Source organism: Paenisporosarcina sp. FSL H8-0542 (genome assembly GCF_038632915.1).
Classification (GTDB): Bacteria; Bacillota; Bacilli; order Bacillales_A; family Planococcaceae; genus Paenisporosarcina.
Genome location: NZ_CP152050.1, coordinates 3,070,994 through 3,094,336, shown reverse-complemented (window position 1 = coordinate 3,094,336; position 23,343 = coordinate 3,070,994). Strand labels below are relative to the sequence as shown.

At 40.6% G+C, this 23,343-nt stretch carries 27 protein-coding genes; 20 read left to right on the top strand and 7 right to left on the bottom strand.

Annotation, left to right across the window (positions count from 1 at the left end; all coding sequences use genetic code 11):
* Positions 1-39: 39 nt before the first annotated feature.
* The 11 genes from MHH33_RS15535 (at position 40) to MHH33_RS15485 (ending at position 8,107) form a co-directional block, all read left to right on the top strand.
* Entirely contained in the window at positions 40-1,440 is a 1,401-nt protein-coding gene (locus MHH33_RS15535) for a VWA domain-containing protein (RefSeq protein ID WP_016428426.1), read from the top strand.
* A 15-nt stretch (positions 1,441-1,455) separates the two neighbouring features.
* The gene (locus MHH33_RS15530) at positions 1,456-3,099 is read left to right on the top strand and encodes a hypothetical protein (RefSeq protein ID WP_342542258.1); all 1,644 of its coding nucleotides are present in this window, start codon (positions 1,456-1,458) and stop codon (positions 3,097-3,099) included.
* An 83-nt stretch (positions 3,100-3,182) separates the two neighbouring features.
* The gene (locus MHH33_RS15525; RefSeq protein WP_342542257.1) at positions 3,183-3,548 is read left to right on the top strand and encodes a hypothetical protein; all 366 of its coding nucleotides are present in this window, start codon (positions 3,183-3,185) and stop codon (positions 3,546-3,548) included.
* Positions 3,470-4,201 carry a hypothetical protein gene (locus MHH33_RS15520; RefSeq protein WP_196930506.1) on the top strand — a complete coding sequence of 244 codons (732 nt, stop codon included), beginning with the start codon at positions 3,470-3,472 and terminating at the stop codon, positions 4,199-4,201. Before MHH33_RS15525 ends, MHH33_RS15520 begins: the two co-directional genes overlap by 79 nt.
* Positions 4,202-4,225: 24 nt before the next feature.
* Positions 4,226-4,660: a DUF4234 domain-containing protein gene (locus MHH33_RS15515; RefSeq protein ID WP_016428422.1), complete on the top strand. Its 435-nt coding sequence runs from the start codon at positions 4,226-4,228 to the stop codon at positions 4,658-4,660.
* 28 nt (positions 4,661-4,688) lie between these two features.
* Positions 4,689-5,300, top strand: coding sequence for a hypothetical protein (locus tag MHH33_RS15510; protein ID WP_016428421.1), 612 nt, complete (start codon positions 4,689-4,691; stop codon positions 5,298-5,300).
* 89 nt (positions 5,301-5,389) lie between these two features.
* Complete coding sequence (locus tag MHH33_RS15505; RefSeq protein WP_016428420.1) at positions 5,390-5,593, top strand: hypothetical protein; 204 nt, start codon at positions 5,390-5,392, stop codon at positions 5,591-5,593.
* Between the two features lie 83 nt (positions 5,594-5,676).
* A complete protein-coding gene (locus MHH33_RS15500; RefSeq protein WP_016428419.1) occupies positions 5,677-6,309 on the top strand; it encodes a hypothetical protein in 633 nt (210 codons plus the stop codon).
* 77 nt (positions 6,310-6,386) lie between these two features.
* A complete protein-coding gene (locus MHH33_RS15495) occupies positions 6,387-7,001 on the top strand; it encodes a hypothetical protein (protein ID WP_016428418.1) in 615 nt (204 codons plus the stop codon).
* Positions 7,002-7,037: 36 nt separating this feature from the next.
* The gene (locus tag MHH33_RS15490; protein WP_342542256.1) at positions 7,038-7,466 is read left to right on the top strand and encodes a pilus assembly protein; all 429 of its coding nucleotides are present in this window, start codon (positions 7,038-7,040) and stop codon (positions 7,464-7,466) included.
* Positions 7,463-8,107, top strand: coding sequence for a hypothetical protein (locus MHH33_RS15485; protein WP_016428416.1), 645 nt, complete (start codon positions 7,463-7,465; stop codon positions 8,105-8,107). The genes MHH33_RS15490 and MHH33_RS15485 overlap by 4 nt, the downstream gene beginning before the upstream one ends.
* A 211-nt stretch (positions 8,108-8,318) precedes the next feature.
* Here the strand turns inward: MHH33_RS15485 and MHH33_RS15480 are convergent, their stop codons facing one another.
* Positions 8,319-8,549 (bottom strand): excisionase family DNA-binding protein, encoded by a 231-nt coding sequence (locus MHH33_RS15480; RefSeq protein ID WP_016428415.1) that lies wholly within the window; start codon positions 8,547-8,549, stop codon positions 8,319-8,321.
* Positions 8,550-8,650: 101 nt separating this feature from the next.
* Between MHH33_RS15480 and MHH33_RS15475 the strand changes: the two genes are divergently transcribed.
* From MHH33_RS15475 to MHH33_RS15465, 3 genes are all read left to right on the top strand, one after another.
* The gene (locus tag MHH33_RS15475; RefSeq protein ID WP_342542255.1) at positions 8,651-9,529 is read left to right on the top strand and encodes an EamA family transporter; all 879 of its coding nucleotides are present in this window, start codon (positions 8,651-8,653) and stop codon (positions 9,527-9,529) included.
* A gap of 297 nt (positions 9,530-9,826) precedes the next feature.
* Positions 9,827-10,519 (top strand): response regulator transcription factor, encoded by a 693-nt coding sequence (locus MHH33_RS15470; protein ID WP_016428413.1) that lies wholly within the window; start codon positions 9,827-9,829, stop codon positions 10,517-10,519.
* 154 nt (positions 10,520-10,673) lie between these two features.
* Entirely contained in the window at positions 10,674-12,869 is a 2,196-nt protein-coding gene (locus tag MHH33_RS15465; RefSeq protein ID WP_342543787.1) for an ATP-binding protein, read from the top strand.
* A 91-nt stretch (positions 12,870-12,960) separates the two neighbouring features.
* On the opposite strand, the gene MHH33_RS15460 is transcribed toward MHH33_RS15465, so the two are convergent.
* Positions 12,961-13,611, bottom strand: coding sequence for a CPBP family intramembrane glutamic endopeptidase (locus MHH33_RS15460; RefSeq protein WP_342542254.1), 651 nt, complete (start codon positions 13,609-13,611; stop codon positions 12,961-12,963).
* Between the two features lie 96 nt (positions 13,612-13,707).
* Here MHH33_RS15460 and MHH33_RS15455 point away from each other — a divergent pair, with 96 nt between their 5' ends.
* From MHH33_RS15455 to MHH33_RS15440, 4 genes are all read left to right on the top strand, one after another.
* On the top strand, positions 13,708-14,730 hold the full coding sequence (locus MHH33_RS15455; RefSeq protein WP_342542253.1) for a potassium channel protein: 1,023 nt from the start codon (positions 13,708-13,710) through the stop codon (positions 14,728-14,730).
* 54 nt (positions 14,731-14,784) lie between these two features.
* Positions 14,785-16,557 (top strand): mechanosensitive ion channel, encoded by a 1,773-nt coding sequence (locus tag MHH33_RS15450; protein WP_342542252.1) that lies wholly within the window; start codon positions 14,785-14,787, stop codon positions 16,555-16,557.
* Positions 16,558-16,649: 92 nt separating this feature from the next.
* Complete coding sequence (locus MHH33_RS15445; RefSeq protein ID WP_342542251.1) at positions 16,650-16,877, top strand: hypothetical protein; 228 nt, start codon at positions 16,650-16,652, stop codon at positions 16,875-16,877.
* Between the two features lie 84 nt (positions 16,878-16,961).
* Positions 16,962-17,432: a DinB family protein gene (locus MHH33_RS15440; protein WP_016428407.1), complete on the top strand. Its 471-nt coding sequence runs from the start codon at positions 16,962-16,964 to the stop codon at positions 17,430-17,432.
* A gap of 284 nt (positions 17,433-17,716) precedes the next feature.
* Here MHH33_RS15440 and MHH33_RS15435 read toward each other — a convergent pair whose 3' ends face one another.
* The 5 genes from MHH33_RS15435 to MHH33_RS15415 all read right to left on the bottom strand — a co-directional run bounded on the left by MHH33_RS15435 (position 17,717) and on the right by MHH33_RS15415 (position 21,207).
* Positions 17,717-18,355 carry a response regulator transcription factor gene (locus MHH33_RS15435; RefSeq protein ID WP_016428406.1) on the bottom strand — a complete coding sequence of 213 codons (639 nt, stop codon included), beginning with the start codon at positions 18,353-18,355 and terminating at the stop codon, positions 17,717-17,719.
* A complete protein-coding gene (locus MHH33_RS15430; protein ID WP_016428405.1) occupies positions 18,330-19,379 on the bottom strand; it encodes a sensor histidine kinase in 1,050 nt (349 codons plus the stop codon). Before MHH33_RS15430 ends, MHH33_RS15435 begins: the two co-directional genes overlap by 26 nt.
* On the bottom strand, positions 19,376-20,077 hold the full coding sequence (gene liaF, locus MHH33_RS15425; RefSeq protein WP_342542250.1) for a cell wall-active antibiotics response protein LiaF: 702 nt from the start codon (positions 20,075-20,077) through the stop codon (positions 19,376-19,378). Before liaF ends, MHH33_RS15430 begins: the two co-directional genes overlap by 4 nt.
* 113 nt (positions 20,078-20,190) lie before the next feature.
* Entirely contained in the window at positions 20,191-20,838 is a 648-nt protein-coding gene (locus MHH33_RS15420) for a PspA/IM30 family protein (RefSeq protein ID WP_342542249.1), read from the bottom strand.
* A gap of 12 nt (positions 20,839-20,850) precedes the next feature.
* On the bottom strand, positions 20,851-21,207 hold the full coding sequence (locus MHH33_RS15415; protein WP_342542248.1) for an ABC transporter permease: 357 nt from the start codon (positions 21,205-21,207) through the stop codon (positions 20,851-20,853).
* A 193-nt stretch (positions 21,208-21,400) separates the two neighbouring features.
* On the opposite strand from MHH33_RS15415, the gene MHH33_RS15410 reads away from it, so the two are divergent.
* Positions 21,401-22,570, top strand: coding sequence for a thiolase family protein (locus tag MHH33_RS15410; RefSeq protein WP_342542247.1), 1,170 nt, complete (start codon positions 21,401-21,403; stop codon positions 22,568-22,570).
* Positions 22,567-23,337, top strand: coding sequence for a 3-hydroxyacyl-CoA dehydrogenase (locus MHH33_RS15405; RefSeq protein ID WP_342542246.1), 771 nt, complete (start codon positions 22,567-22,569; stop codon positions 23,335-23,337). The genes MHH33_RS15410 and MHH33_RS15405 overlap by 4 nt, the downstream gene beginning before the upstream one ends.
* Positions 23,338-23,343 lie beyond the last annotated feature (6 nt).

Below are 23,343 nucleotides of genomic sequence, written 5' to 3'. Positions count from 1 at the left end.
CTTATACATGGACAAATACCTTAGAGAGGCGGTATCAGAATGAGTAAGAAACAACTCATCTTGACTGGTTTACTCATAATGGCTTTGTATGGCTGTAATGAGGAAACAAAGAAGACAGGGATTGTTCCAGGAGAAGAAATATCGAATAAAAACGATACTTCTAGTAAATTTGAGCCTTCAAATGATTCTGAGCCCGAAAAGGATTCAGAAACTAACAATAAAATGATCGTTGAACCTTTACCTGAAAATTTGAATGAATTGGCGGCATTAACACCAGGATATACCGGCTACTTGGCTGTCATTGAGGAAAATGATCAAAAGAAAATTGATGAATTGACGAAAGACTTGCCTGACATTTCGAGCAAACCGTCAAACGAAGAACTGGACCATTACTACAATGCAATTCTCAGCGTGTTTCAACAGGATTATGAAGGTCCTGAAGATTTGATGCAGGAACTTAAATTCCAATCAATTGGGAGTCCCGATATCGATGATCCACGTATGCAGTTTAAAGAAAACTTGAACGTAATGGTCATTTTGGATGCTTCAGGAAGCATGGGCAAAGACATGAATGGTCAAACCCAGATGGAAGCGGCAAAATCAGCCATTACGAATTTTGTAAAAGGACTTCCGGAAAATGCAAACGTAGGTCTACGCATCTATGGCCAAGAAGGTAGCGGCAGCAAAGCTGATAAAGAACTTTCCTGTAAAAGTAGCGAGCTTATTTACCCAATCGGCAACTATGAAGCGAATGGGTTTGAACAAGCTTTAGCGAAAGCAAAACCTGCAGGATGGACGCCAATTCAATTAGCTCTGAACGAAGCCCAAAAAGATTTGGCGTCTTTCAAAGGCGATAAGAATACAAATATCGTCTATCTTGTCAGTGATGGCATTTCTACTTGTGACGACGACCCTGTCACTGCAGCAAAAACATTGTATGAATCAGATATTACACCGATTATGAATGTCATTGGCTTTAATGTTGATAGTGAGGGACAAAAGCAATTACGTGCGGTAGCAGAGGCTACGAAAGGTAGTTATCAAGACGTTCAGGATGCACAAGGATTGCAAAATGAATTGGATCAAGCAAAAAAGGTAGCGGAAAAGTGGGGATTCTGGAAAACCTCAACAGAAGGCAATGTAGGATATGAGCGTACTAATAATGATTTAGACATTTTTGGCTATCATTCGAAAGAATTTAAAAAATGGGTGGACGAAAGACAGCAAGTTGGATTTACCTTAACTTACTTGCTTCAAGAACATGAAATGATGTCGCAGGAAAGCCACGATTATTTACAACAGAAAAATAAAGACTATCACACTTGGGTAGAACAGGAATATGACAAACTACGTGATGAATTGAAAGTATTGAATGAAATGAATTACAAAGAAGCCATGAAGCTATTAGAAGATACGTATAAGCAAAACAGTACTCCATAACAAGGAGGTGCACGAGTGGAGAGAAGTGGATTAAGAAGGTTTTTTGCCATAAGCATGATTGCATTCATTTTGTTTTGGACTGCCGGGCCGTCGATTATGTTGGCTTCGTTCATTTCGCCAGGAACACCAATAACTCCAGGTTCTCCTATAACAGGCGGAAGCCCAATTACAGGTGGTCAGTTCATTGCGCCTGGTGAAGTTAATGGACCCGGTGAGGCAATTGCGCCTGGACAAGCAGTTCAAGGTGGTAATTCATCCGTATCTGGACAACCAATTATCTCGGGTCAACCAAGTTCGAATGGTTCCTTCATTACGCCAAATTTCATACCGAATCCATATAATGGCTGGCTGCAAACGGGAACTCCGATTACTGGGGGACAAGGACCTAATGGAGGACAAGGTCCTTCAGGTGGTGATGCGAACGGTGGAGGGACTGGCCCAGATGGTTCATCTACAGGCGGAGGCCAAGGTGGCACTGGTGGAACCGGACCGGGTGGAACATTGCCTGGCGGAGGCCAAGGTGGCACTGGTGGAACCGGACCAGGCGGAACATTGCCAGGCGGTGGCCAAGGTGGCACCGGACCTGGTGGAACATTGCCAGGAGGAGGCCAAGGTGGCACCGGACCTGGTGGAACATTGCCAGGCGGAGGCCAAGGTGGCACTGGTGGAACCGGACCGGGCGGAACATTGCCAGGCGGAGGCCAAGGTGGCACTGGTGGAACCGGACCGGGCGGAACATCGCCAGGCGGAGGCCAAGGTGGCACTTCAGGAACTGGTGGAGGCTCTGAAGGCACAGCTTCAAATGGCGGGCCTGACCGCGGAGTATTTGGTGCCATCGCAAGTACAACAGAAAACGTGAAAAAATATGTGTTAGAGTTTGGTGATACGGTTCTTCAAGGGGCTACTGCACAATATGCCGGATACACTATTAATGAATTAGCATCTGGAAATTATAAAGTTACGGGTCAATCCAGTATTAACAACAAATTCTTTAACCATTTTTATGATAAGTTCAAGAAATATACGATGGATGGTAGAAATGCTTATTTGCCGACCAATGGAGCAAATCCGAGACCACATCGAGTAAATACTTTTTTAGATGGCAAAAAAATTGCAGATCTCACTTCACCTAAAACGTTTATAAACTCGGCTTGGAATAGTGTTAAGAACAGCTTGAATACCGATTTCAATGTATTTTCGAAAAGCTTCTATGGCAAATCGAATTTGATGAAATTGAATGGACCCGTTAATTTGGCGCTAAGTTCATTCAATAGCATCTACGATTATTCAGGAGGCGAAAAATCGGCAATAGGTCTGTTGTCGACTGACTTTGCAGCTGATCTGACAACGGATGTAGCAATTGGAGTCGGAACCACTGCGTTATCCACTATAGGGGCCAGTATAGCAGCGGGCGCAGTAGGTGGCTCGGTAGTTCCAGGGTTGGGTACCGTTGTTGGGGCAGCAGCCGGTTTGTTAGTAGGTTTGACTGTCACATTACTGTTGGAGACGGGTCCTGGTAAAGCAGTGAAAAAAGCTGTCAGGGATGGCGTTAAATTTGTTTATGATGGCGCAGTAAGTGGCGTCAAAGCTGCAGGAAAAGGGATAGCAGATGGAGCGAAAGGTCTGTTTGACGGTGCTAAGAGTCTATTTGGCTTTTAACTGAAGAGAGGGTTGAATGTAGGGTGGCAACCCTCTCTTATCTTTAACCAAAATTAATTGAGAGAGGTGATTACATGTTCAGTATGAGGAAATTAATGCAGGCAATTGGAGCCAGTATTCTGATCACGGTCTTATTTTCTTTCATAATCGGGTTTTTTAATATTCCATCTTTTAATGGCTATATCGTTTTCCAAATGATTTTGACATACGTCTCACTTGGATACTTTTCAGTGAAGTGGAACCCTAAAACCCCTTATACCGCAGCATTCCTGGGGGCAACAATTGTTTCGATCCTCAGCATCCTCACCTCTTATTTTTTACTGAATGTCTTGGTGTTGTGGGATCCAGCTGGAATTGGGCGGAGCATGACTTGGGCAGTCCTTCTGACATTGTTGGTAGCAATCATTACGGTGTATATGAAGCAACGGAAGGCAGGGACATTAGTATGATTGGTGAAGCGTTCAAAATCTACAGTCGTAACTGGTTTCCTATTCTAATGTGGTGTTTCATCATCATAGCACCCATTACTGTTTTCAGTTATTTGGGGATTGTCTATGTATATAGCAATGACATTTTGCATAATGAGTCTTTTCTCGCAGGGTGGCTGCTAATGCTGAATTTCATTTTATGCATCCCTCCTTTTTTGAAAATGGTCAAAAAAGATGGAATGGATGAAACGATAAAAGTTACGGAAGGTTTGTTTTTCTTTGCCAAACGATTCGGTGTGATTTTACTTGTCGCAACAATTGTTTATTCTTTGGGATTGATGGGCATGTATTTATTATTCATACCAACCGTGGTTGCCATTTTATTTCTGATCATTTTTCCGTTTTTTGTGGAATCGCTGAGTGTCAGGGAGACTATTAAACGGACTTTCAGAAAAATGAGAGACGAGAACCTATCGATTATTGGTGATGTCTTAGTGATTGCTGGTTTGAACATTGTTTTGTGGACCAGTTTGATGATGTTTCTGGAAAGTTATGAAACGAATGTTTTGGCATTTTTAATCATACGTGTCACTCTTAATGTGTTGATTCTTCCTATTTTGTACATATATTTGTCTTTGAGGTATAGAAGCGATGAATTCGCTTTGGATATTTAGTTAGTTGAGGAAGGAGTTACATAGATGGTCAGCAAAGTTGGGAAAAAAGCGCCTGAAAAGAAAATCAAAAAGATAAATGTGTATTTAATGGTGATTTTGTCTTTCATCACAATGGGAACATATATTGGCTATTGGTTTGTAAAAAGAAGCAAGGACATAGAAAGGTTAGAACTTAATCACCACGTGTCATTTGGAACTTGGAAATTATTCACTGGCCTCTCTTTAGTCTTGTTACTTATTCAATTATTTGGTGGCATGATTTTAAGCGAAGTCGGATTACTGACTATCGATTCTTTAAATATGATGTTTTCATTTCTATTTGTTGGTATCTTGTATTATTCCATCTTTAGAATTAAAGAAGTAATCGAAGAAAACTCAGAAATTGAATTCAACAAATATGCTCTGTTTTTTATGCACATCTACTATGTACAATACAAACTAAATCGATCATCCCTGTAAACCAGGTGTTCAAGAAGAGGTGTTAATATTGAAAGTCGAAAAAACGAGTACAAAAGAGAGCGTTTTATTCACAAAAAACCGCATTTTCCTTACTTTTACACTGTTTCTTCTGCTGGGCTTGCCAGCAAGTTTTATTCCTGAAGAAACATACCTTAAATGGTTATTGATCAATTTCATCATTGCTGTGCTTTTGACAGTAGTGAATTACATGATTTGGACGAAACAGAAGCATGACAGCAAAAGGTATTTCTCACTTCACTCTTTTGTGATGATGCTCGGTTTGGCATTTTACGCGACATCTCCAATATTAAGATTGATCTTTCCTTCCATGTATTTTTGGATTCTTTTAGGTGGATTGATTCTGTACACTGTTTTCTTAGTATCAAAGTACGACGCAATTGCTGGAGGGCTTTTAAATCCTCGAAAAAAAGGGTTCAAATTATTGGTTTTCTCCTTTTTTGCCATCGTTTTTGTAGCGGGAAGTAGCATATGGGGTTATATGCTAGCGTCAGATGCCGCACCGGTCAATGAAGTGGCGATTATCATGTTTTTCTTGGGACTCTTCCTATTGATGGTAGCTCCGTCAATGCTTGTCACACCAGAGCGTGCCGAAGAATTGAAAGCACCACAACATAATTGAGGTAGATTGAAACGTTGTTAAACTTAGTATGCGCCTAATCGGAAGCAATTGCAGAAGGTCTATTAAATCCAAGATTAAAGGGTTTCAAGATGTTGGTTTTTACATATTTTGCAATTTTCTTTTTCTCTGGAAGCGTATTATTGGCCTATATGTTGGCAACAGAAGCAGTACCATGGGTTGGATTGGCAATTATTACTTTCTTCATTGGTCTATTTTTTATAATGGTATCTCCTGCCATGTTGATTACACCTGAAAGAGCGATTGAGTTAAGAGATAGAGAAATTAAATCCTGACGGCAATTCATTCCAACGAAGAATTCAAGACCACCTCTTATGATTGAAGAATACAGTTAACAAGTGATTGGAGAGATTGCATTTTGCCGAATCCATCGATTTTTGTGTTTTTAGCTTTGCCATTGATATCTGCACTGATCTCACTGGGGATTCCCATTTATAAGTCCGAGTATATGATATTAACAGCCATCATTTACTTGGGGTATGCATTGTTACTCTTCATCGTTAAAGCAATGTCCTCATCTAATGGAAAGATGGATTTTCCTAAATTTGCAGGATATGCCATGTTTACTGCTTTCGCATTTTTCTTTATTATGCCTTTAATTAAAATATTTGATGGCGAAATTGGCATTCAATTGCTCTTGATCGTGATTTGGCTCGTGCTCCATATAATCTTTTTTGTCAAAGTCGAGACGTTCTACAAGATTGTTTTACCGACGGCGGGTGAACAAAAATCAAAATGGACGATTGTCTACTATCTAGTTTTCCTTGTACTTGCTCTAATTTCAGGTGGAGGAAACTTCATGGTAACGCGAATTATGACAGAAAGTTATGGACAGGAACCAATCATGAATTATTTTTCATATGTCCTATATATCATCGGTTGTTGGCTTGGAACACTTGCAGCCGTTATGAGCATTGGAATGCAAGGGAAGTTGCCGAAAGGTCGAATTGAACGAATAGTACAAAAGGGAAAGTTAGTACGTAATAAATAATCATTGAATTGATGAAGACATAGTAAATTTGAATAGCCATTTTTCGGTCAATGTCTTATACAAAGGGGAAGTACGTCATGAGTAAACAAAAAAAGCTTGAAAAACTTGCAGTTCCGTTTGTTAAAAATCGTATTTTCATTACGTTTACTCTCTTTCTTATGTTGGGTTTACCGGCCAGTTTAATACCTGAGGAAACATACCTTCAGTGGGTAGTTATCAATTCACTCGTAGCAATACTATTAACATTTGTGAATCACATTATTTGGACGAAACAGAAGCATGATAGCAAAAGGTATTTCTCACTTCACTCTTTAGTGATGATGCTGGGTCTGGCATTTTACATGACATCTCCAGTATTAAGATTGATTTATCCTTCCATGTATTTTTGGATTCTTTTAGCTGGATTGATTCTGTACAGTGTTTTCCTATTTTCAAAGTATGATGCAATCGCTGGAGGACTTTTAAATCCACGTAAAACTGGGTTCAAATTAGTGGTTTTCTCATTCTTTTCCATCGTTTTTGTAGCGGGAAGCAGCTTATGGGGCTATATGTTGGCGACAGATGCTGCACCAGTCAATGGAGTGGCCATTATCTTGTTTTTCTTGGGACTCTTCACATTGATGGTAGCTCCGTCAATGCTTGTCACACCAGAGCGTGCCGAAGAATTGAAAGCACCACAACATAATCATTGAATTGATGAAGACATAGTAATGTTGACCTCATAAAAAATGAATTGTGCAATATTTGAAGATAGAGGTGATCCCATGATGGGCTTACGAACATTAAAAAATGAAAAAGGTGCATTGAGTATCGAATTTCTAGGAATTCTTCCTTTCTATTTCATTTTTTTCTTATTGCTTTGGCAAGTGGTAGCTTCCGGTTATGCAGTCATGAGTTTGAAGTCTGCCGCAAATGATGGAGCGTCGGTTTACGCTATGACCGGAGATGCGGTAGAAGCTCAAAGTGCTGTCATGCAATCCATTGGCGGTAGTGCACTTTTGGCCAGTCCCAATGTATCCATTAATCCACAAGGAAATGGTGCTTTCACTTTAACAATCAGCGCCCAGCACCCTCTTGTCTTTATTCCAGCTGAATGGAAGAAAGAGACCGCGGTCTCATTGAACTCGAAAGCAGCTGGCAAGGTGTTTGTCCCATGAAGTATTTAAGCAATGAAAGAGGCAACTCTGCCTTTTATATTATCTGGCTCTTAGGTATTTCCGCTGTCATTTTTGTCATTGTCATCAATATTGCGAAAGTATATGTGGTCAAACAACAAGCTTCAACTGCCACACAACAAGCAGCATTTGCGGGAACCATCGTTTTTTTGGAAGTTACCCAAAAAGGGATAGAGAATTTTGACAGTGACCTGACCAAATCCACCGCACAAAAAAAGGAAGATGGGGAATCTATTCAAGATCAGATTGATCACAAAGTGGATGAATTGGTCTCTCAAGATGTAGATTTACAGCAAGCGTACATCAAAGCATACAATGAAGTACTTCCTGAAAAATTAAGAAAACATCCTCAATTTGAAATAGAAATGAAAGAGACGTTTAGAGATTCTGGGCTTCGCGGGAAATTGCTTAGTGCAGTTCAATCAACCATCACGGCCAACGAAGCGAATGCAGATGACTTCGAAGTGCTGCTGTCCGATACAAAATGGCGTGTGGAAGTAACAGCAGATGCTACATATAAGACGATAACGGACGGAACCTATCTCCAGCCATTTACTTCGGATATTAAACAAAAAGGAGTCGGCCCGTCACTTAAATATTTGGAATATATACCTTTCGAATGAATCAGTCCTGGAACAATCCTTTAGGACTGATTTTTGTTTATTAACATCTCTCTGTTTCAGCACCTGAAAGTTGAGGCTTTCTAGACTGAGGTAGACCCTACATGAATCCTTCGGTATGAAATAAAAATCCAAGCACTCTATAAAACAGAATGCTTGGATTTTCTTTATGATTTACAGATTTTCATATTTTTCGCCTGTTAAAATTACGAGGTTAGTCTTCATCTTTAACATCAATATCTTCAGGAATGGGAGTGTTTCGCCATTCGTCTATTTGCCGTTTAACGTCTTCCACTTGTTCTAGGTGTCGATCAAATTGTGTTTTATTTATTAAATACTGCTCTCCATCATGAACAGATTTAATGCGTCCTTCCAATACGTACCGGCGTACTTGCAGTTCAGGCATGCTCAAAAATTCAGCTGTTTCTTCTATTGTTAAATACATAGAGCAACACTCCTTTTTCTACAGTATAGTTGACGATATGCTGTATCTCAATATGTATAAAATATGGTAAGGTACAGTCAACAACTACTTGAGGTGACGATATGAAAACAGTGATCCCTTACCTACTTGTGCTATTAGCTGCTGTGTTATGGGGCACAACTGGAACAGCTCAAACCTATTTGCCACAAAATGCCCAGCCTTTGACGATTGGTGCGTCACGGTTAGCAATTGGTGGATTTTCATTATTACTAATAATGATTGTGATGAAAAAAATTAATTTCAAAACCTGGCCATGGCTGATCACTTTAATATGTGCATTGTGCATGGCATTGTTCCAACCTTTATTTTTTACCTCCGTACGAGTGACAGGTATTGCTATCGGGACTGTTGTCGCTATTGGCAGTGCACCTATTTTTTCTGGTTTGATAGAATGGTTGTTTCTTAAAATGAAGCCATCTCGCGCTTGGGTATTGGCCACAACCCTTTCAGTCATTGGATGCAGTCTTTTGTTTCTGAACAAAGACGCACTTACTGTTAATCCACTGGGTGTAACTTTGTCTTTGATTGCTGGATTTGTTTTTGCCATTTATACAATCGTCAGTAAAGCATTACTTTCTAAAGTGGAAGCCATTCCGGCAGTTGCCATGACATTTTCATTGAGCGCATTGATGTTGATGCCTTTCTTGTTCATTTTCGACAGTTCATGGGTGTCGGAACCATCGAATATTTGGACGATTTTATACTTAGGATTTATGACGACCAGTGTTGCGTACATACTGTATTTATTGGGTCTCCAAAAAGTCCCTTCGTCTTCAGCAGTAACGTTATCTTTAGGGGAACCGTTGACTGCAGCAGTTTTGAGTGTCTTTATCGTAGGGGAAGTATTAAGCCCCGTTTCATGGGTAGGCGTTTTACTATTACTCGGAGGGATTATTGTTCTTACGTTCAGTGGAAGAAAACGAGCAAAGTATATTAGGTAAATGAAAGTGTCTCTTTAACCAGAGGCACTTTTTTAGTGTTTTTATTGGATATATATGGGCTAATCGGAATAAAAGGTTGTTGATGCCGATTAAGTCTAGATTAATGCCCATTAATATGCAATTGAAGCGGATTAAATCTCAGTTGATGCCGATTAAATAGCATATGCAGTCAAATAAAATCAAACGAAAGATAGTCCACGATGTTTTCTTAAGAAATTCTTCATTTTTATCCTCATAGTTTGTTAAGAATTGGCAGATATAATTGGTATCATAAGAAGTAGAAATGAGGTGCAACGGATGACACAATTTACGGTTCTTGTAACGGATGATGACCAGGATATTCGGGATGGAATTGAGATTTACCTGAAAAATGAAGGGTACCGCGTATTGAAAGCAGCAGATGGGGTGGAAGCATTGACGCTGCTTGAAACGAATGAAATTCATTTAATCATTCTCGATATTATGATGCCAAATATGGACGGCATACAAGCAACATTCAAAATTCGCTCAGAGCGCAACATTCCAATCATTATGCTGAGTGCCAAAGCGGAAGACTCAGATAAAATTCACGGATTATCTGTGGGGGCAGACGACTATGTAACGAAGCCATTTCATCCGATGGAACTAATGGCTCGTGTGAAGTCACAGTTGCGTCGATACGTCCATCTCGGTACGTTCAAGGAACAGAATGCCACAGTGGCAATCGGTGGACTTGCACTGGATATGGAAGCTAAATTAGTGACGCTCGATGGGGAAACCGTCAAATTGACTCCAATCGAATACAAAATTACCGAATTGCTGATGACCAATGCCGGTCGAGTGTTTTCTATCGGGGAAATTTATGAGCGTGTCTGGAACGAACCCGCGTACAATGCCGAAAATATCGTCGCTGTACACATTAGAAAAATTCGGGAAAAGATTGAAACGGATCCGAAAAATCCGCGATATGTAAAGGTGGTGTGGGGTATTGGCTACAAGATCGAAAAGTAAGGTATCCCACTGGTTTTCCATTGTAGCACTTGCATTAGCCATGCTCAGTCTCATGTATTGTTATTCCTTTGTTGCTCAACTAATAGATGACAACTTTTCCTCGAATAGGATGTTTGTGCAATTGACCCGCATGTTAAAAGGAGGCGTCTAAGTGATGAAAAGAACAACATGGCTTTTTTATGGACTTGTCAGCCTAACAATATTGGCGATTATTACATTTACTTCACACGGTCAACAATACTTGGGTAAAGATTTTAAAGAATCCGATCATTTTCACATGATTGTTGAGTCCCAAATGAATGAAGTCTATCCAACATTAATCAACAGGTTTGACGTGAAAAAAGAAATTAAGAATCTTGAAGTGACTGAAAATGAAATTGAAGAATACCGTACGTATTACGGTTCCCAAATGGATCAAATCCGTGACGTTCGTTATCAATACGAAGGTTTAATTGAGGAAGCGACATCATTGTCGGAAGATGAAATTCTGGCTGAACTGGTGATTGAGCGTGATGCGAAAATTGCAGAAATACGCAAAAACTTTGCCGATGATGAAGTGGTGCGAACTAAAATCATGGAAGCGAAAAAGCAGGCATTGGAAGAATATGATCGAAAGATCTCCAACTCACTCCCGCTTATGAAGGCACTGCAACGGCAAATGGCTTATGAATTGACCAATGAGGAAACAGGTGAACATTACTCTTTTGGAGATGTTGAAGTCAAGGATGGAATTAAAAAAGAGTACAATTCAAAAAACGGTCTTCTTTATCTTTCAAAAGTGAAACAAGACTATATGAATGTGGAAGATGGAGAATTGAAACCTCTATACATCCTTAATATGAACGATTTAGTAGAAAACCAGTCTAGCCAGTTTTCTGGTATAGTCGCGATGCCGAAAACGACTCTAGCATCTGAACATATGCAGGGTCTGACCAACTTCAATCAAAACAAAGCCTACTTTTACTCTCTTTGGATGTTGGGGCTGATCGCACTTGGAGGAGCCATATGGTTATTTAGCAAAAGGAAGGCCGAAGTACTTTCTTCCCCCACACTTCTTTTCATTCGGGAACGAAAATTGGAGATTCGCTTATTGTTAATCTTCATTCCGTTGGTTTTAGCCTTTGCTTTCTCAACGATAGTTTCGGATCAATTGAGCTATTACGAGTATTATTATTCCAATCTTAGATTTGCTGCATATGCAGGCATGATGGTGTTGTTATTCGTTGTCTTCCTGACGTTGACACTCATTCAGGCAGTGTGGTTGTTTAAAGATAGCAGGAAAAATGGAATTAGAACGATGTGGGAAAAAAGCATCCTTAAAAAATGGGTTTTGATAATCCAGGACTTGTTCCTTAACCGTCGACTGGGTACTCAGATTCTTTTGATTCTGTTGGTGGTCTTCTTGGCGGGATTAGGTCTTGCGGGTACCTTTGTTGTTCCAGAGTTGCTGATTATATATGTACCACTATTTATGTTTGTTTTGATGCCTTCGTTGTATTTATTGTTGAAGCGAGTCGCTGCTTACAATAAACTCGCATTAGCGACTGAACAAATGGCAAAAGGACATCAAATTGCAGATGTACACATTGGTGGGAAATCAGTTTTGGCCAAACATGCCAAACATTTGAACATGCTTCGTGAAGGTGTGAGGATGTCGCAATCAGAGCAAGCGAAAAGTGAAAGGTTAAAAACTGAACTGATCACAAACGTCAGCCATGATTTGCGAACACCGTTAACATCGATTATTACCTATACGGATTTACTGAAAAAAGTGGATTTAACAGTTGAAGAACGTCTATCATACGTCGCGATTTTAGATCGTAAATCTCAGAGATTGAAAACATTGATAGAGGACTTGTTCGAAGTTTCCAAAATGGCTAGTGGCAATATGGAGCTTCATAAGCAACGAGTGGATTTAACCCAGCTAATGCAACAAGCTCTTGCAGAACACGAAGAAGACATTCAAGCGGCTGGCCTTGATTTCCGCGTAACTGCACCAGAAAATCCTCTACACGCTTTTGTTGACGGACAGAAATGGTGGAGAGTGCTGGATAATTTGATTGTGAATGCCCTCAAATATACATTGGCCGGCACACGCGTATATGTGACATTAAAACAAGTAGATGGCTATGCACAATTTGTTGTGAAAAACGTGACTAAATATGAACTTGGTGAAAATGTGGATGAATTGTTTGAACGCTTCAAACGAGCCGATACTTCCCGTCACACGGAAGGATCCGGACTTGGATTGGCTATTGCGCAGTCTATTGTCGATTTACACGGAGGCTCAATGCGAATTGAAGTCGATGGGGATTTATTCAAGGTCACTGTATCTATAATAACTGATTAACGAAACGTGAGGGATTTGATTCCCTCACGTTTTTTTATTGAAAATTCCGCGGGAAGGGAGTCGATTCCCTTTTTTTGTAAGATGGCAGAGTCTAATTGAAATAAAACATATAAACACCGATTAGCAATACACCTATATCCGCAAATATATGAATGATCCAAGAAGGATAAATGGTCCCACTTTTTTCATTAATCCATTGGAATATCAGACCACCAGTAAAGAGACCGGCTACTGCTAAGATTAAAATTGGCCACTCGAACCACGGCAGGAAAATCGCAATGTGGTAAATAGCGAAAAAGAGGCTCGGCAGGAACCACTTCAACTTGGAATCTCTTAATAAATCCACAAGTAGGCCGCGAAAGAAAAATTCCTCCAAAAAAGAATTGCCTAACAATATGTAAACTGCGACAAAAGGAAATACTGAAGCTGTTACTCCAACCCGAGTTTCTAAGTCTATTTGCAACGCTACCAAGTCGATTGAATCATTTAACAACATGAATGCACTTGTGACTGTACCTGCAACCACTATTCCCAGTCCCAATGCCAGATAAATACTCTTTTTTTGTGTTTTTCTTATTTGAAGAAATTCAAATTTATATCCTCTTAATAAAAGTACAGGGAATACTACGAAAACCATTACTTTGGCAAGTGTTTTCCATACATAGGATACTTCAAGTCCTTGTTCAATCCACAGTAGAAAGAAGATAGAAATCAAGGAAAATATTACTGTCCACTTTTTCATGTATTTTCCACCTCACTAAATGGACGAAATTCGTGTTAAAAGGTTTGCGAGAGGGTAAAAGTATAGGAATAACAATAAAAATGAGCAGGTGAATTAATGAATACATCCAAATGGATGGACTTACGAATTCGTTTCCGACATATACTTTTTGCCATAATCGGCTTGGTTGTATTAATCGCTGTGGCAACAGCTGGCTTCATGGCATTGGAAAACCTCAAATTATTCGATGCTTTTTATTTGACCATCATTTCTCTGATGACGGTGGGTTATGGAGACATTGTTCCTGAGACAGAATCAGGGCAAAAGTTTGCTTTATTACTGATTCCCCTTGGTGTGGCTTTTGTCACTTACGCAATGGGGGCTGTCGCTTCTTATTTCATTGAACATCAACTTTCAGTAAAGGTGTGGAATAAACGAATGGAACATGCTATTAAAAATTTGGAAGATCATATCGTCGTATGCGGGTTGGGTCGAGTGGGAAGACAGGTTTACGAGCAGTTAAAAGAAGAGGATGTCCCAGTCGTCTATATTCATGACTCCGAAGAAGAAATGGTGGACTATTTGGCGGATGGAACACTTCGCATTGTTGGAAGTCCGTTGCAGGAAAATATCCTGAAAGAAGCTAATGTGGCAAAAGCACGAGGCTTGATTGCGACGTTACCGAGTGATTCAGACAATGTGTTTATCACCATCAAGGCTATAGCTTTAAATGAAAAGATTGAAGTAGTTGCTCGCGCAGAAAATGCAGGCTCCGAAGAAGTATTATTGCGTGCTGGTGCCAGTCGAGTAATAAACCCTTCTACTATTGGTGGCCGGGAATTGGTGAGTTCTGTATTGCGCCCAGAAAGTACAGATTTAGTGAATTTACTCATTCATACAAAAGAAAAGAAACAATCATTGGAAGAAGTGGCGCTTGAGGAAGCGTGTACTTACATTGGAAAATCCCTGAAAGATTCTGCGATCCGAAAAGAGATGGGCGTGACGGTTTTGGCCATCCGCCGATGTGAAGAACTCATAAGCAACCCATCGGCTGATGACGTGTTGGAAAAACAGGATGTACTGATTATTTACGGGGAGAAAGCTGCTAGTGAAGCGTTTAAAAAGAAATGCAAAGGGTAAATGAAGATTGTCATGAAAGACAAATAATTTTGAAATTTCAAAGGAGGAAACGCTATGATGGATCGTTACTATTGGAGAGATACTCTCTCATTTTTACCAGAACTTTTGCTAGCTTTATTGGTATTATTAATCGGATTTTTCGTGGCAAAGTTCTTAGAAAATCTTACTTACAAAATGTTACGCAAAGCTCGTGTTAATGAGCGATTAGGAAATAAAAACGAAAAATGGACAGTCGAAAAGATTATCAGTAAAGTCGTCTTCTTCGTCGTGCTAATTCTAGCTTTTGTATTATTTTTTAATATATTGAACTTGAATGCTATGGCTATGCCATTTGTTTCCATGTATTCAGGCTTAACAGGTGCTTTCCTTAACATTTTGAAAGCTGGTTTAATCTTATTATTTGCTTGGGTGTTAGCGACAGTTGTTAAGAAAGTCATTCAAATGGCTGGCAACAAGCTGAACCTGAACAAATATGTTGCGAAAACAGGTATGGAACCAAATCCTGCCGATCAAGCTAAATGGACTGATACAGCAGCTAACGTTGCTTATTATCTTATTTTCTTACTCTTCATTCCAGCGGTGCTAAATGCTCTTGGAATTGATGGATTAAGTGGACCGTTTGAAGGAATGCTTGCTAGCTTCTTCAACTTTATTCCTAAGCTAGTATCTGCGGCAGTTGTATTCTTTATTGGTTGGTTTGTTGCGAAACTAGTTCGTAATTTACTAGAGAAGTTTTTACAATCAGCAGGTGCAGACCGCTTGGCAGATCGCTTGAACATTTCTTCATTCTTTGAAGGGACAAGTATTTCCAAAGTTGTAGGAATAATCGCCTTTATTCTAATCATGATTCCAGTATCCATCACTGCACTAGAGATTTTGGATTTAGATGGAATTTCTGGTCCTGCAGTTGGTATGTTAAACGATGTTTTGGCTATGTTGCCGAAAATCGCAATTGCTATCATTCTTTTATTGGTGGGAATTGTTGCTGCTAAATGGGTGAAAGACATTGTAGTTTCATTGCTAGAAAAATTGGGTGTCAATTCAATTTACGGTAAAATGGGCTTTAAATCATGTGCTGGTTCAGCTCCATCTTTCGCTTCTCTACTTGGTACAGTCGTACAAGTAATCATTATCTTATTGTTTGTTGTAGAAGCTTTACAACTACTTGAACTAGAATTTATGGTTACATTAGCAACTGGTATTTTTGCATACTTGCCATCAGTAATCGCTGCAATCATCATTTTGGCAGTTGGTTTCTGGTTAGCAAATATGGCAGAACAATTAGTTGGCAGTGTGATGAGTCATTCTACAGGGACTCCACACGTATTACGTTACGTTGCCAAATATGCGATTCTTGCATTCGCATTCTTTATGGCTCTAGATCAGTTGGGCATTGCAGCTTCGATTATTAACTCTGCATTTATCCTAATCTTAGGCGGCGTGGCATTAGCATTCGGTCTGGCATTTGGTTTAGGCGGACGCGAACATGCTGCTCGTTATTTAAGTAAGATGGAAAAGAGTTTGCAGGATGCTGAAGTGTCAAAAGAAAACTATAAAGCTGAAAAAGAAACAATTAAAGAATCATTGAAAGAATCTTTCCAACCCGAGAAAAATAAAGAGCAAAGTTTACGTGGGTTTACACCACATGTAGATGAAGTGAATCCTGCTAACCCGGTGAACCCAGTTGATGAAGGATATAACACGCCTTCACCGGATGAAGTTTATCCATACGATGAAACTCCTCCAAATGAAGGATCTTCATTCAACAAGGACGCTCATGATAGCTGGAACAGCACGAAACCAAAAGATGATCCATTTCGACCTTAAGTAGTGAAAAGCAGCAACTCTGAAATTTGGAGTTGCTTTTTTTATTCTATAAATAGAGAAACGAAGTTGGACCCAGGACCTCAAAAGGAGATATGGCTAGCTTTGTCTTCAATGAAGATGGAGAGTTCTCTGTTTACTGTGAACCGCATCCAGTGATGAAGATGAAAGTGAATGTGGAAGAGGGCGCTTCAAATTCCGGGGAAGTGAAACTAGATATTGCTCATTACGCTTTTAGTGAAGAAAGCATGACCATCTCTCCTGGAACAGTCATTACGTGGGCAAATCAGGATTCCGCCCAACATAATGTGGCGTTTGAATAAAACATGGTATTGAATTTTTTTTGTTTCCTTTTGTAAGAGATTCAGCTACGCTTAATTGATACTGAATCTAAAAGGGGTAATGACATGGAGACATTAGGTCAATTAAACTTTGCACGAATTTATACGCAAGGGCATTTGCAATCAGTAAAGGATGAACAATGGGACATCCAACCTGAAGGGTTTCACAATACAATCCGTTGGCATGTCGGTCATATTTTTGTATCGATGGAAAATTTAGTTCATCGTGGATTGCCTGAATATGAGGTTGTTCATCCTGAATGGGCTAAGTTATTTGGATCTGGAACAAAGCCATCTGATTGGACAGATGCCCCACCAACGAACGAGCAATTGCTGAGTGCTTTGGCAGAACAACCTGCTAGAGTCAAAGAATTCCTGACTGGAAAACTAGATCAACAAATGCCAGATGTAATGTCCTTAGGAAAATTCCATGACATGGCAACGGTTGAGGCAGTTATTCAATTTGCTATCTGGCATGAAGGGGTTCACGCAGGCATCATTTTTGCATTGAATAAAGTGACGGCCGTATCGGAGTAATTAAAGCATAGAAGAGGTGACTTTGACAGAAACAATGTCAAAGTCATTTTTTTTGCGCGTTCAAATTGTGTGGAAAAGATGAATTTTTGAAATGAGAGTACGAATTCTAGATAAAGTTTAGTGAAATGTAGATATCGCTTGTCGAAATGTAGATAAACCATCGTGAAATCTCGATAACGACTCGCGAAATGTAGATAAGTATTTACAAACTCTCTATAACAGCCCGCGAAATGGTGAAAACATCTCTCGTAAATAAAAAACAACCTTCCAACTGGAAGGTTGTTTTAATTTTTTGGAACTAGATCTTGCTGAAACGCATAGACGACTGCTTGGGTGCGATCTTGCACCTCGAGCTTGGAAAGAATATTGCTGACATGTGTTTTAACGGTTTTCAAGGCTATAAACAATTCATCTGCAATGTCTTGATTGCTGCGGCCTTTAGCCATTAATAACAGGATTTCGTGTTCGCGATCAGTCAACTCATCGTGTAGCGGACGACTTTGCCCTTGACGCATTCGTTTCATCATTTTGTTTGTGACTTCAGGCTCTAAAACCGCCTGACCAGACAATGTATCGCGAATGGCATCGGCGATTTGTTTCGCTTTGGATGTCTTCATTACATAACTGACAGCACCTGCTTCAAGGGCAGGGTACACTTTATCATCATCAAGGAAACTCGTGACAATCATGATTTTCGCTTGTGGCCATTGGGCAATTATTTCTTTCGTGGCTTCTGCGCCATTCATGATGGGCATGACCATATCCATCAGCACGATATCTGGACGGAGGGACAGTACCAGATCAACAGCTTCCTTACCATTGACAGCTTCGCCGATTACGTCCATATCCGATTGTGCCTGTAAGTATGCGGACACGCCTATTCGGACCATTTCATGATCATCCACGAGTACGATTCGTATCATCTGTTTCCAATCCTTTCTCAACCGGGACTTTTACTTCCACTATCGTTCCTTGTGATGGGATTGAAACAACCTTGCTTGTTCCACCCATTTCAACGGCTCGTTCTTGAATATGATGCAACCCGTATGAACCTGTTTTGCCCTCATCATTCATAAATCCGATTCCGTTATCCTGTACACGGAAAATAGCAAGGCCATCTCTCTCCACAAAGAGAATGTCGACTTCAGTGGCGTTTGCATGGCGCAAGGTATTGGATAGCGTTTCTTGTGCAATGCGGAATAAGTGGTCTTCCGCACCTTTGGAAAGGGAGATATCCTCAAGTCGGAAGCGGATGGTGAAGTGCACCTTTTGTTGCAATTCAAACAGTAATTCTTCCAGACCATGAGCCAATGATTTATTATGAAGCGCTGCAGGACGCAAATGGAGCAAAAGGGCACGCATTTCAAGCTGTGCTTGCTGGACCATTTTTTCAGCTTGTGCCAGTGGTTTGGGAACGTCGTTTTCCTGCTGTTCCGTAATTGACGATAATAGCATGGATGCAGCGAATAATTGTTGGGAAACAGAATCGTGAAGTTCCCGTGCTAACCGCTGGCGTTCCTGAATGATGCGTTCCTGAATTCGCTTGTCTTCGCCTTCTGCCCGTTCGTCTGACATTCGTTGCAAACTTCTTTTTTGCGTAGCAATCAGCGTTGTCACATCACTCAAAGTCTTAGTTAACTTGGGGGAAACTTTTGGAGCAGCCAATCCATCATTTTGTTGATCAGTATTCGTGACGACCTGTAAATAGTTGTCGATCGCTCGTTCTCTTTTTCTTGCCACCTGCGTGCTGGAGAAAGTGGTGCCTATGCTGATGCTGAACAGTAAAATTGCCATCCATATGGAAATAGGTAAATCCCCTTCTTCTACTGACCACAAAGGAAACCATGTTCCGTATGAAGGCCATCCTAAAATATACGTTAATAACCCCACAACGAATGCGATAAGAATTAAAAATAAGAGTAAAGTGCGTCCGATGAATCCACTCATTTGCGAGTCACCTCTACATCTCCAAGCCATGTCGATACAGCGATGACCAATTCAGACGTTGCGTTGCCTTGAGCTTCTGCATAGCCATCTTGAAGGACAATCGATTGATTCCATAAACGTCTTTTACTGGAACCAAAAAGTCGAGCATCTCCGAGTAGTGTTGTGTAATGGATTCGCACAGGGATTTCATAAGGAACGGCCACACTGATTTTTCCAATACCTTGTCGAACGGAAACTAGTGAAGTACCTTTTGGTAACACAGTTTGGGTCGTATCAATTGTGATGTTCCCGTAAATACCTTGAATGTGAACATCCTGCCATTCATATGCCTGGAAAGGTGTAGATTGAACTGAAAAGAGTTTGTTCTGAATGATTGCGTTCGATGTTTCTAAATCACTGAGGAATGGCTCAATGACTTGTTGAGTTTCATCACCCTTCCAAAGTCGCACTAAAATATACACCATAGTTGCGGCAATTAATAAGCGTAAACTCCACATGGAAAGCAAGGCGATTCCCAAAAAAGCGATACCACCCCAGAAAAATAAGCGGCTTTTTCTGCGTAAACTAATATAAATTAACCCGATACCAAAAAGAACGAATAACACACTTCCATTGTGGAAGAACATCGCCTCGATAAATATAAGAAGCAAGGCAGCCAATAGCCAAAATGTAATGCGTTCAGTTGAAAAACGTTGCAAAGCTATTCCTCCTTTTTCGTAACAGCTTAGCCTCTCCCACAAGTAAATCGAAGGAGGTATTATATGCATTAAAAGGAGAAGGACAGGCGCCTTCTCCAATTCTTTACTTTATTTTACACAATTTCAGATTGAGGTTGTTCTTTTTTTTCTAGCATTTCCAATCTGCGTTCCATGGATGATACATCATGCTGTTTTTCAATGCGTTGACCCAGTCGTTCGATGTACTGTTCCATTTCATCAAAGGCCAATAACCTTTTTTCACCGTTCTTTGCAGCTTCAGGTTGAAGGACGCGGTCCATTTGGTGATGGGCACGAGTGACATTTTCTTTACCCATTAACTGTAACTGGCGAACTTTCATATCTTTCAGTTTGTGTTTCATTTCTTCAAACTTTTGCTCAAGCCCAAACAATTCCTCAATTGTCCGAGAAATACTTGCTTGTAATACGTCTTTTCGGTTCGTATAGGCTGTAACTTCTGCTTTTGCAAAATCAATTAATTCACCTTCATTTGTTTGTTGGGCAAGCTCCAATTGGGAAGAGCGTTTTGCCAGCATTTCTGTAGTCTCTTGTAGTTCTTTTTCAAGTTCTGCTTTTAATTGCGCTTGGCGTTCAATCCACCGACCCGTTTGTTCTGTTTGTTTTTCTGCTTCACGAATATATTGATTTAACATGGTGATGGGATTTTTCTGTTCCTTTTTGTCAAATACGTTGTGCAGATCTGCTTCGAATGCATACTTGAATCGTTTCCATAATGTTGTCATGTGTTTTTCCTCCTATTTGTTTAGTTCGTTCCATTGTTTTTCAAAGTTGATAAAAGGGTCTGAAGATGTTGCAGTCATTGGAGCTGAGAAGGTAATCGGTTGTTGTTTCCATTCACGAATGACATACCATAATCCAGCAATCGCCAGAATTCCGAAGAAACCGGGCACATTCGCAACGGCTGTCAGTAGCCCAATAATTCCGACCGCTATCCATGAAATTTTAGCCAGCTTAGATCCTCCTTTTAAATAAAAATGCATCCCTGCGAATACAAGCAACGCAGATAATGCAAGACCTAAAAGTGGTCCTAAATTGACAAGCGCCACAATACCTGCGATTACCCCAACTACGATTAATCCAAATTTTTTCATGTGTTTGTCTCTCCTTTCAAATTGTAAGTTAATCGTACCAACTCGCCATGAATCACCAAACGGGCTAGGAATGCATTTTTTACTAAGACCTGAGACTTAGAAGATTCTAAGAAGAGAGTAGAAAATTTCACGATAGTTCTGTAAAATAATAGTGAGTGAATATTCATTCAATTCCGATAAAAGAGGTGTAACGATGAAAGAAGTCGTGATTATAGAAGGAATACGTACTGCAGTCGGTCGGAGAAAAGGGAAATTTGCACAAATGCGACCAGACGAATTGGCCGCAATTGTATTGGAAAAATTAATCGAACGGGCCGGAATTGAAAAAGGCGACGTAGAAGACATTATTTTAGGGTGTGTCTCTCAAGCAGGTGAACAAGGAGGCAACATTGCAAGAACAGCGGGATTGATAGCTGGCTTTCCAACCAAAGTTCCTGGGACGACGATCGACCGTCAATGTGGTTCCAGCCAGCAAGCGGTGCATTTTGCCGCACAGGCAATCGCATCCGGCGACATGGATATTGTGATTGCGGGTGGTGTTGAAAGCATGACACGGGTACCGATGTTTTCAAATATGGGAGACGCCAAACCAAGCAAGAAACTAACGGAGCAATACGAAATTATTAATCAAGGATTGTCTGCTGAACGAATTGCAGAAAAATGGGATTTATCCCGGGAACAATTGGATGCATTTTCTGTACAAAGTCATGAACGTGCCTTTCAGGCGATTGCCGAGGGTCGATTCGAAAGTGAAATAGTACCAATAGAAGTGACAAACGAAGATGGATCAACTGAGCTGTTTTCTGTTGATGAAGGTCCAAGAGCAGGAACTACTCTTGAAACACTGGGTGGTTTGAAAACGGTATTTGATGAAAAGGGACGAATTACCGCAGGCAATGCTAGTCAAATGAGTGACGGCGCTTCAGCAGTATTGTTGATGTCGCTTGAAAAAGCAAAGGAATTGGGACTAACACCTCGTGCGCGCATTCATACCCGTGTTGTTGTTGGATCAGATCCAACGCTTATGCTGACGGGTCCAATTGCAGCAACGCAAAAAGTATTGGCGAAAGCAAAGCTCAGCATCGAAGATATGGACGTATATGAAGTAAATGAAGCCTTTGCTCCAGTGCCGCTTGCCTGGTTAAAGGATACAGGTGCTGATCCGTCTAAGTTAAATCGCAATGGTGGTGCAATAGCACTAGGTCATCCATTAGGCGCATCAGGAACGAAACTGCTTGTCACTTTGTTGCATGAGCTGGAACGCACAAATGGACGATATGGACTTCTTGCAATTTGTGAGGGGATGGGTATGGCGAACGCCACTATTATTGAGAGATTGCCAGAAGCGGAGGGACAGTCATGATAACGGCAGATGTCATTGCTATCGTAACGGGTGGAGCATCAGGACTTGGAGAAGCCACTACGCGCCGATTGGTCGCACAGGGTGGGAAAGTCGCCATTTTTGATTTGAATGAAAAACGTGGGCGAGCACTGGTTAAAGAATTAGGTGAAGAACAAGTAGTTTACTTTCAAACAAATGTCACGGATGCTCAGCAAGTTGAACAACATGTAGAAGAAGTAGTGGCACATTATGGGAAGGTCAATGCGTTGATTAGTTGTGCAGGCATCGCGACGCCCGGTAAAGTAGTATCACAGAAAGGTCCGCTTGCACTTGAACGCTTCGAACAAGTCATTCAAGTGAATCTAATCGGTACATTCAACGTATTGCGTGTTGCCGCTCATGCCATGCAACAAAACTATCCGAACGAAGAAGGGGAACGTGGTGTCATCATTAACACTGCTTCCGTCGCAGCTTTTGAAGGTCAAATTGGCCAAGTGGCATACAGTGCTTCTAAAGGTGGTGTCGTTGGCATGACGTTACCGATTGCCCGTGAATTTGCTAGAGACGGCATTCGTGTAATGGCGATTGCCCCAGGTCTAATCGAAACGCCATTGTTCGAAGGTTTGCCTGAACCAGCACGAGTTTCCTTGGCAAGTTCCGTGCCATTCCCGAATCGTTTAGGAAAGCCGAGTGAATATGCGCAATTAGTAGAAAGCATTTTAATAAATCCAATGCTTAACGGCGAAGTGATCCGTTTAGATGGTGCCATTCGCATGCAACCAAAATAAGGAGGA

What these genes read in the sequence shown, in the direction of transcription:
- MHH33_RS15535 (WP_016428426.1), top strand. Translation starts at nt 40, where the DNA reads ATGAGTAAGAAACAACTCATCTTGACTGGTTTACTCATAATGGCTTTG.
- MHH33_RS15525 (WP_342542257.1), top strand. Translation starts at nt 3,183, where the DNA reads ATGAGGAAATTAATGCAGGCAATTGGAGCCAGTATTCTGATCACGGTC.
- MHH33_RS15515 (WP_016428422.1), top strand. Translation starts at nt 4,226, where the DNA reads ATGGTCAGCAAAGTTGGGAAAAAAGCGCCTGAAAAGAAAATCAAAAAG.
- MHH33_RS15505 (WP_016428420.1), top strand. Translation starts at nt 5,390, where the DNA reads ATGTTGGTTTTTACATATTTTGCAATTTTCTTTTTCTCTGGAAGCGTA.
- MHH33_RS15495 (WP_016428418.1), top strand. Translation starts at nt 6,387, where the DNA reads ATGAGTAAACAAAAAAAGCTTGAAAAACTTGCAGTTCCGTTTGTTAAA.
- MHH33_RS15490 (WP_342542256.1), top strand. Translation starts at nt 7,038, where the DNA reads ATGAATTGTGCAATATTTGAAGATAGAGGTGATCCCATGATGGGCTTA.
- MHH33_RS15485 (WP_016428416.1), top strand. Translation starts at nt 7,463, where the DNA reads ATGAAGTATTTAAGCAATGAAAGAGGCAACTCTGCCTTTTATATTATC.
- MHH33_RS15480 (WP_016428415.1), bottom strand. Translation starts at nt 8,549, where the DNA reads ATGTATTTAACAATAGAAGAAACAGCTGAATTTTTGAGCATGCCTGAA.
- MHH33_RS15475 (WP_342542255.1), top strand. Translation starts at nt 8,651, where the DNA reads ATGAAAACAGTGATCCCTTACCTACTTGTGCTATTAGCTGCTGTGTTA.
- MHH33_RS15470 (WP_016428413.1), top strand. Translation starts at nt 9,827, where the DNA reads ATGACACAATTTACGGTTCTTGTAACGGATGATGACCAGGATATTCGG.
- MHH33_RS15465 (WP_342543787.1), top strand. Translation starts at nt 10,674, where the DNA reads ATGAAAAGAACAACATGGCTTTTTTATGGACTTGTCAGCCTAACAATA.
- MHH33_RS15460 (WP_342542254.1), bottom strand. Translation starts at nt 13,611, where the DNA reads ATGAAAAAGTGGACAGTAATATTTTCCTTGATTTCTATCTTCTTTCTA.
- MHH33_RS15455 (WP_342542253.1), top strand. Translation starts at nt 13,708, where the DNA reads ATGAATACATCCAAATGGATGGACTTACGAATTCGTTTCCGACATATA.
- MHH33_RS15450 (WP_342542252.1), top strand. Translation starts at nt 14,785, where the DNA reads ATGATGGATCGTTACTATTGGAGAGATACTCTCTCATTTTTACCAGAA.
- MHH33_RS15445 (WP_342542251.1), top strand. Translation starts at nt 16,650, where the DNA reads ATGGCTAGCTTTGTCTTCAATGAAGATGGAGAGTTCTCTGTTTACTGT.
- MHH33_RS15440 (WP_016428407.1), top strand. Translation starts at nt 16,962, where the DNA reads ATGGAGACATTAGGTCAATTAAACTTTGCACGAATTTATACGCAAGGG.
- MHH33_RS15435 (WP_016428406.1), bottom strand. Translation starts at nt 18,355, where the DNA reads ATGATACGAATCGTACTCGTGGATGATCATGAAATGGTCCGAATAGGC.
- MHH33_RS15430 (WP_016428405.1), bottom strand. Translation starts at nt 19,379, where the DNA reads ATGAGTGGATTCATCGGACGCACTTTACTCTTATTTTTAATTCTTATC.
- MHH33_RS15420 (WP_342542249.1), bottom strand. Translation starts at nt 20,838, where the DNA reads ATGACAACATTATGGAAACGATTCAAGTATGCATTCGAAGCAGATCTG.
- MHH33_RS15415 (WP_342542248.1), bottom strand. Translation starts at nt 21,207, where the DNA reads ATGAAAAAATTTGGATTAATCGTAGTTGGGGTAATCGCAGGTATTGTG.
- MHH33_RS15410 (WP_342542247.1), top strand. Translation starts at nt 21,401, where the DNA reads ATGAAAGAAGTCGTGATTATAGAAGGAATACGTACTGCAGTCGGTCGG.
- MHH33_RS15405 (WP_342542246.1), top strand. Translation starts at nt 22,567, where the DNA reads ATGATAACGGCAGATGTCATTGCTATCGTAACGGGTGGAGCATCAGGA.